The organism is Gordonia rhizosphera NBRC 16068 (genome assembly GCF_000298195.1).
Lineage (GTDB): Bacteria > Actinomycetota > Actinomycetes > Mycobacteriales > Mycobacteriaceae > Gordonia > Gordonia rhizosphera.
The window spans coordinates 26,159-32,459 of sequence record NZ_BAHC01000080.1; the positions used below are offsets into that span (position 1 = coordinate 26,159).

The following is a 6,301-nucleotide window of genomic DNA, read 5'->3' on the forward strand; positions in this document are numbered from 1 at the left end:
CCTACTCCGATCTTCCCGTGGCAGCCAGGAACAGCGACACCGCGAATCCGGAGTCGGGGTCCTCGCGCAGCCGTTGCGTGGCCTCGGCGTGCGCACGGACCTGCGGGTGGTCACTCGTCAGCGCGGCGGTCGTGGCCGCGACGGACGCCTCGCCAAGTGCCACCAGCGCCCGGCTGAGGCTGCGCTGCAGATCCTCGTCACCGCGGCCGAACTCGTCGGCCATCGACACGGCGAGGTCGGACTCGCTCCCGGTCGGAACGAGCGCGACCGCCGCACGCCACGCGGCTCGGACAACCTCGTCGTCGGTGTCATGCACCATCGGCGACACCCCGGGCCACGTGCGCGGGTCGCCGATCTTCGACAGAGTGTGCAGGGCCTGGCTGCGCGCCTGCGGGAGGTCGGAGCCGAGTTCGACCAGCAGGCGCGGCACGGTGCGGTCGGCGGGCATGCGGCACAACGCCCAGGTGAGCATGTCGCGGACGAAGAAGTCAGATTCGATCCCACACCGCTCGACGAGCAGCTCGAGGGTTTCGGCGTCCCCGGAGGTGCCGGCAGCCAGCGCGGCGCGCAGTCGCACCGACGGGTCGTGGCAGGTCAGGGCCTGGGTGAGGCGAGTATCGGACTCGCGTCGGGTAGTGGTGTTCATCGCAACCACCTCCTTCAGCGACCAGTAGACAGCTTGTCACGATGTCAAGGTCAAGGCGGAGATGCGGGTCGGGCACAATGGGGCCATGGCTGCCCGCATTGTCCGAGTCCTGCTCCTGATGCTTACCGGTCTGTTCGTGGTGGTGGCGTGCGGAACGTCCGACGACACCAGTACCGGGCAGTCTGGCGCGGCGGCCGGATCGTTGGCGCCGGGCACCGTCGTGATCGACGTACGTACCCCCGAGGAGTACGCCGCCGGGCACCTGCAGGGTGCGCGCAACATCGACGTGTCCTCGCCGACCTTCGTCGAGATGATCTCGACCTTGCCCACCGATGACCCGTATGTCGTGTACTGCCGCACCGGCAACCGGTCCGCGCAGGCTGTCGCCATCATGCGGTCGCAGGGCTTCACCGACGTCACCGACGCGGGCGGGATCGACGAGGCGCAGGCGAGTACCGGGTTGCAGGTACAGAGCGAGTAGTCGATACGGCACAATCGGACGGCGTGCTCGGATATCTGGACACCGTCCGGTTGCGAAATGGTCTGGATTGCACAACGCGCCGTGTCGGGGATGCCGGTCAGCCCTAGCTTGTGACGCATGAGAACGATGAGACTGAAGTTGATCTTGGTTCTACTGTGCTCGGTCGCTATCACCACCTTCGCCATGCCCACCAACGCCTCGGCCATCGGGTCGTCGGACCTCATCACGGGTTCGAGCAACCCGGACCGGATACATCTGACGACTCGGGTCTCGGGACACACCATCAACTACACGATCACGAACGTTCCGGAGACGAACCTCGTGACACCACGGGCCTGCAACACCCTGGTGATCAACGTCGTTCGCGCGGGACTCGCCGCCCTGCCGGTCATCTTGGGTGGATTCAGTTCCGACTCGATCAACCTCAGGCAACTCGTCGCCAATCTGAACAGGCTCGGCGCGCTGCCCGTCGCACCGCAGCTGTTGAAGAGGGCGGACAAGTCCGGTGTGGTCACGGGCAGCTTCGAGAACGTGCCGGGCGGCAACTACCTGGTGGCCACGCTCTGCAATATCAACCCGACCCAGCCGATCGCCAGCATCGACGCGAGCCTGATCGGCCTGGCCTACTCGTACGTCTTCCCGGGCTTCGGTTCCTCGTAGGAGCGTTGGAGCGTAGGGGCGTCTTCCACCTGAACCGTGACCGCCGCGCGGCCACGGTCGAGCACCACGTTCAGGATGCGCGCGGTGGAGTCGGTGTCGTCGGCGGGCAGGTCGTCGAAGACCGGAGCCGTGAACGTCTTGATGCGTTGCATGGTGCGGTCGACGAAAGCGTGCCCGGCTTCTGTCACAAGCGCACCGTCGAGGAATCCCCGGTCGGTCAGGCCGTCGACGATCTCCCCGGCGTCGGCGAAATGAGCGCGGTCGCGCACGAGGTCGGGTAGCGGGCGGGCGCCGGCGTTCGCCACGGCGAGTCGCAGGGTCACCCACTCGCGTTCGCTGAGCCCGGAGTCGGAGAGAACGGTGTCGAGGATGGCGTGCAAGGTCTTCTCGGTCTGGCCGATGAGTTCCGGGCCGAACGGGATCATGGTGATCCTCCTGTCGATGGGATCGGCGGGTGCTGCACACACCCAAATAAACGTTGGTCGCACCAACAATACTCTTCACCGTTGGTTTCGCCAACGTTTTGTTAGGCTTTCCGGGTGGTACGACGTCTGCGTGATCAAGCCACCTGGTTGGTGAACCGGGCGCATGTCCGGGCCCATGCCGACCTGCAGCGCGCGTTCTCGGCGGCGGGATCGCGGCCCTACTACTTCCGTCTACTCGCGGCCCTCGACGAGTTGGGGTCGGTCAGCCAGGCCGACCTCGGCCGGGCGGTGGGCATGGACCGCAGCGACGTCGCGACATCACTCGTGGTCCTCGTCGATGCGGGGTTCGCGGCGAGGGTGCCCGACCTCCTGGACCGACGGCGCAACGTCGTCGAGATCACCGCGGCGGGGCGCGTGGAACTCGATCGGCTCGGCGCGGTTCTCGACGAGGTGCAGCGGGATTTCCTGGCACCACTCACCGACGACGAACAGAGGGTGTTCCTGGGGTTGATCGAGAGGCTCGGCGACTCCTGAGCTGCGTCGGCTGTCTGCGCCCGGCCGCACACCGGTCAGACCCAGGTCATCGCGGCAGTGCGGCGACGAGTCCGGCGAACACGGCCTGCGCGGGTGCCTGCTCATGGCCGTCGATCGTGACCGTGTTGTCGCTGTTGGTCAGCACGAGGATCGTGGTGTCCTTGCCGTAGTTGCGGAACAACACACTGTTGTAGCCGGGTATGTCACCGTCGTGGCCCCACCAACCGTCACGGTCACCGATACCGATCCCGTAGCCGGCTGTCGCGGTGTTCGGCGGCGGCGAGTGCAGGATCGAGTCACGTCGCAGCTGCTGGGTCGCGGGTTCCAGAATGCCGTTGCCGGTGAAGAGCGCGTCGCCCCATTTCTGCAGATCGTCGAGGGTCGAGATCACCGCGCCGGCGGTGAAGGCGAACGACGGATTCCAGTGAGTCGAGTCGACGTTGTGACCGGCGGGTTGTCCCTGGTCGGTCTGCCCATCGAGATGCGGTGCGGCGATCTCGACCGAGCCACCCGGAAAGGTCGTGTCGGACATGTCCAGTGGCGTGAACAGGCGCGTGGCGAAGGTCTCGGCGATCGGTTGGTGGAGAACCTTTTCGATCACCATTCCCAACAGGATGTAATTGGTATTCGAATACTCCCAGCCTTGGCCGGGGGCGAAGTCGGCGGGCATCGGTTTCACGGCGTCGACGAGTTCCGCGGGTGGCCAGGCATATTCTGGATTGGCGAAATACTTGTCCGCCACTGCATTCGACTCCGTGTACGAGGGGATTCCGCTGGTCATGTCGGCCAACTGGCGCAACGTGGCGGTGTCGCCGTTGGGCACCCCGGACACGTAGGTCCCGATGGTGTCATCGAGTGAGAGTCGCTTCTCTTGGACCAATTGGAGCAGGATCGTGGCGGTCATAGTCTTCGTCAGCGATCCGATCCGAGTCCGGTCGGTCGAGGTTGGCGCCGCGGTACGGTCGGCACCCGCCGTTCCCGATGTCCCCGTCCACGTACCTTCCGGCGAGACGATTCTGGCGATCACCCCGGGGAAGCCGCCGGCGGCTCGGACGTCGTCCAATACGTTCTGGTAGACCGCGGCCGATGCGGGGCTGGATGACGATGTACCCGACGGGGTGTCTACGGAAATGTCGGACGACCCGCAGGCGGCGAACAGCAGGATCGTCGCCGCCACCATGGTCATCATCGTCAGCAGTCCGGATCGAGCGTTCAGGCCACTGGGTCGCATCGATGGACTCCTTTCAAGAGAAGGTCAACGCGAGGTGCTTGACCAGCGCGGCCACGTCACCGACCGGGCCACGGTACGAGAGATACCCATCGGGTCGGATGAGGAATACGGTGTCCCCATCCGGTCGGTACCCGTCGGCGAACCGCCCCTCGCAGTCTCGGACCAGCGGCAGCTCGGTGCTGCCGACCTGCGCTTCGGGGGAGGCCACCACGTAGACGTCGAGGAGGCCATGGGTCGCGGTAGCGACATCGGTGACAGCGGCCTCGAACTCCGTGACCGCACCGGGCCCTGACGGGTCCGTCGCGTAGAAAATGGCGGTGTGCCGCAATCTGCCGAGCAGCGAGAACAGGCGGATGGGGAAGTTGACGACCTCGCGCGACAGACCGAACGCATCGGGAGCGCGTTCGCCCGCCCGGGGCCCATCACCGTGCAAGCCCCCGGACACGATGGGGCTGTCTGCGTAGCTGATCAGCAGTTGGGCCTCACGACGCATGACGAATTCGGGATCGGACGAGTCCGTGCCGACTCCCTGGCGGGCACTTCGGACCGTACGACCGACCACTTCCTCGCCGACGGGGCGTCGTTCGGCGTCATAACTGGCCAGCAGACCGACACCCGCGACGCCGTCGACCGCGAGTGCCAGCTTCCAGGCGAGGTTGTGGGCATCCTGGATGCCCGTGTTCATACCCTGGGCACCTGTCGGGGGGTGGATATGTGCCGCGTCGCCGGCCACGAAAACCCTTCCGCGGGAATAGGAGTCGACAATGCGGTGGCTGATGCGGAACACCGACGACCAGCGGAGGTCCGAGACCGTCGCCGGTTCGGGAGACAATCGGTCCACCACGGCCTGGATGTGTGACAGCTCCGGTTTGCGGGTCCCCTCGAAGCCGTGCGCGACGCCGTCCTCACTTCGGGTGGGGGCGGTCGACAATTCGTCGGGCACCAGCATCGACATCCGGTAGCGGCCATGCCCCGGGAGCGGGATGCACACGAGCAGGTCGTCGGTCTGCCCGTCGGTCTGGTGCATCGAGCGCACGCTGTAGCCCTGCGGCTGTGACCAATCCACCGCAACGTCTCCCAACATGTACTGCTCCTCGAACGCGGCACCCTCGAAGGTGAGTCCGAGGCTTTTGCGGACCGTGCTGTGCGCACCGTCGCATCCGACGAGATAGGCCACCCGGACGGTTTCAGTGGCATCATCGGGGCCTTGCAGCGTGGCGGTGACGCCGTCGTCATCCTGGGTGAACCCCGCCAGTCGGACACCGCGTTCGATGGCCCCGCCGATCCGGGCGAGGTGCTCTCGCAGGATGCGCTCGGTCTCGTACTGCGGGATGGAGAGGAAGCGGAACGGGACATCGGACGGGACCGCGAGGTCGATCCGCCCGACCTCGGTACCGTTGACATACATGATCTGGCCGCGCATCTCGATTCCCACATCGAGGATGGCCGGCAGCACGCCCATGCCCTCGAAGACCTCGAGTGTGCGCGGCTGGACGCCGACTGCCTTCGCATACTGCGGTGGTTCGATCAGCGGATCGACGATGCGGACTCGTATGCCACGCCTGCGCAGTTCGATCGCGGCGGTCAGGCCGATCGGGCCGGCGCCTGCGATCAGAACGTCCGTGTCCGGCATGGGGACCATCCTCCAACGGTGACGGGGCAGGGCAGGACCATTATTGAAGTCGTTGCCCATCCGGTACCGGGCTTTCCTGGAATACGTGGCGTCGGGTCACCAATCGGTGCCGCGTCGTGAACGATGTCCGGAGACTTCGGTAGGGTCCTGCGGGTGAGTCCGAGCACAGTCGTGAAGTCCGTGAACACCCGCCTCGCCGAGGAACTGTCGGTCGGGGAGGGGCAGGTCGCCGCCGCGGTCCGTCTCCTCGATGACGGCGCCACCGTGCCGTTCATCGCGCGCTACCGCAAGGAGGTGACCGGAAGCCTCGACGACGCCCAACTGCGCACCCTCGACGAGCGACTGCGTTACCTGCGCGAACTCGACGAGCGGCGCGATGCGGTCCTCGCGTCGATCGACGAACAGGGCAAGCTCACCGACGAACTGCGATCGGCGTTGCTGGCCGCGGACACCAAGGCACGCGTCGAGGACATCTATCTGCCGTACAAGCCCAAACGCCGGACCAAGGCGCAGATCGCTCGCGAGGCCGGACTCGAACCCCTGGCCGACCGACTGCTGGCCGACCCCGCGCTGGTCCCCGACGACGTCGCCGCGGAGTTCGTGACCGACGGGGTCGCCGACGCCGCGGCCGCGCTCGACGGTGCGCGACAGATCCTCGTCGAGCGGGCCGCCGAGGACGCCGAGCTGGTCG

Annotated in this window: 8 protein-coding genes; 4 read left to right on the top strand and 4 right to left on the bottom strand. The window is 66.3% G+C overall.

What is annotated here, in order from left to right:
* Position 1: 1 nt before the first annotated feature.
* On the bottom strand, positions 2–646 hold the full coding sequence (locus GORHZ_RS09810; RefSeq protein ID WP_006332539.1) for a HEAT repeat domain-containing protein: 645 nt from the start codon (positions 644–646) through the stop codon (positions 2–4).
* A gap of 85 nt (positions 647–731) precedes the next feature.
* On the opposite strand from GORHZ_RS09810, the gene GORHZ_RS09815 reads away from it, so the two are divergent.
* Together GORHZ_RS09815 and GORHZ_RS09820 are read left to right on the top strand one after the other, a co-directional pair.
* Positions 732–1,127: a rhodanese-like domain-containing protein gene (locus GORHZ_RS09815; RefSeq protein WP_217998317.1), complete on the top strand. Its 396-nt coding sequence runs from the start codon at positions 732–734 to the stop codon at positions 1,125–1,127.
* 117 nt (positions 1,128–1,244) lie between these two features.
* Positions 1,245–1,787: a hypothetical protein gene (locus tag GORHZ_RS09820; protein ID WP_157205128.1), complete on the top strand. Its 543-nt coding sequence runs from the start codon at positions 1,245–1,247 to the stop codon at positions 1,785–1,787.
* Here GORHZ_RS09820 and GORHZ_RS09825 read toward each other — a convergent pair.
* Positions 1,751–2,212: a winged helix DNA-binding protein gene (locus tag GORHZ_RS09825; RefSeq protein ID WP_006332546.1), complete on the bottom strand. Its 462-nt coding sequence runs from the start codon at positions 2,210–2,212 to the stop codon at positions 1,751–1,753. The genes GORHZ_RS09820 and GORHZ_RS09825 overlap by 37 nt on opposite strands.
* 114 nt (positions 2,213–2,326) lie before the next feature.
* Here GORHZ_RS09825 and GORHZ_RS09830 point away from each other — a divergent pair, with 114 nt between their 5' ends.
* Entirely contained in the window at positions 2,327–2,746 is a 420-nt protein-coding gene (locus GORHZ_RS09830; RefSeq protein ID WP_006332548.1) for a MarR family winged helix-turn-helix transcriptional regulator, read from the top strand.
* Positions 2,747–2,792: 46 nt separating this feature from the next.
* Here GORHZ_RS09830 and GORHZ_RS09835 read toward each other — a convergent pair whose 3' ends face one another.
* Entirely contained in the window at positions 2,793–3,977 is a 1,185-nt protein-coding gene (locus GORHZ_RS09835; RefSeq protein WP_006332550.1) for a serine hydrolase domain-containing protein, read from the bottom strand.
* 13 nt (positions 3,978–3,990) lie between these two features.
* Complete coding sequence (locus GORHZ_RS09840; RefSeq protein ID WP_006332553.1) at positions 3,991–5,610, bottom strand: FAD-dependent monooxygenase; 1,620 nt, start codon at positions 5,608–5,610, stop codon at positions 3,991–3,993.
* Positions 5,611–5,763: 153 nt separating this feature from the next.
* Between GORHZ_RS09840 and GORHZ_RS09845 the strand changes: the two genes are divergently transcribed.
* On the top strand, positions 5,764–6,301 hold a 538-nt coding region (locus GORHZ_RS09845; protein ID WP_280985973.1), incomplete at its 3' end, for a Tex-like N-terminal domain-containing protein.

Excerpts from the sequence above, each read along its gene's own strand:
- GORHZ_RS09815 (WP_217998317.1), top strand. The coding sequence starts at position 732 with ATGGCTGCCCGCATTGTCCGAGTCCTGCTCCTGATGCTTACCGGTCTG.
- GORHZ_RS09835 (WP_006332550.1), bottom strand. The coding sequence starts at position 3,977 with ATGCGACCCAGTGGCCTGAACGCTCGATCCGGACTGCTGACGATGATG.
- GORHZ_RS09825 (WP_006332546.1), bottom strand. The coding sequence starts at position 2,212 with ATGATCCCGTTCGGCCCGGAACTCATCGGCCAGACCGAGAAGACCTTG.
- GORHZ_RS09810 (WP_006332539.1), bottom strand. The coding sequence starts at position 646 with ATGAACACCACTACCCGACGCGAGTCCGATACTCGCCTCACCCAGGCC.
- GORHZ_RS09840 (WP_006332553.1), bottom strand. The coding sequence starts at position 5,610 with ATGCCGGACACGGACGTTCTGATCGCAGGCGCCGGCCCGATCGGCCTG.
- GORHZ_RS09820 (WP_157205128.1), top strand. The coding sequence starts at position 1,245 with ATGAGAACGATGAGACTGAAGTTGATCTTGGTTCTACTGTGCTCGGTC.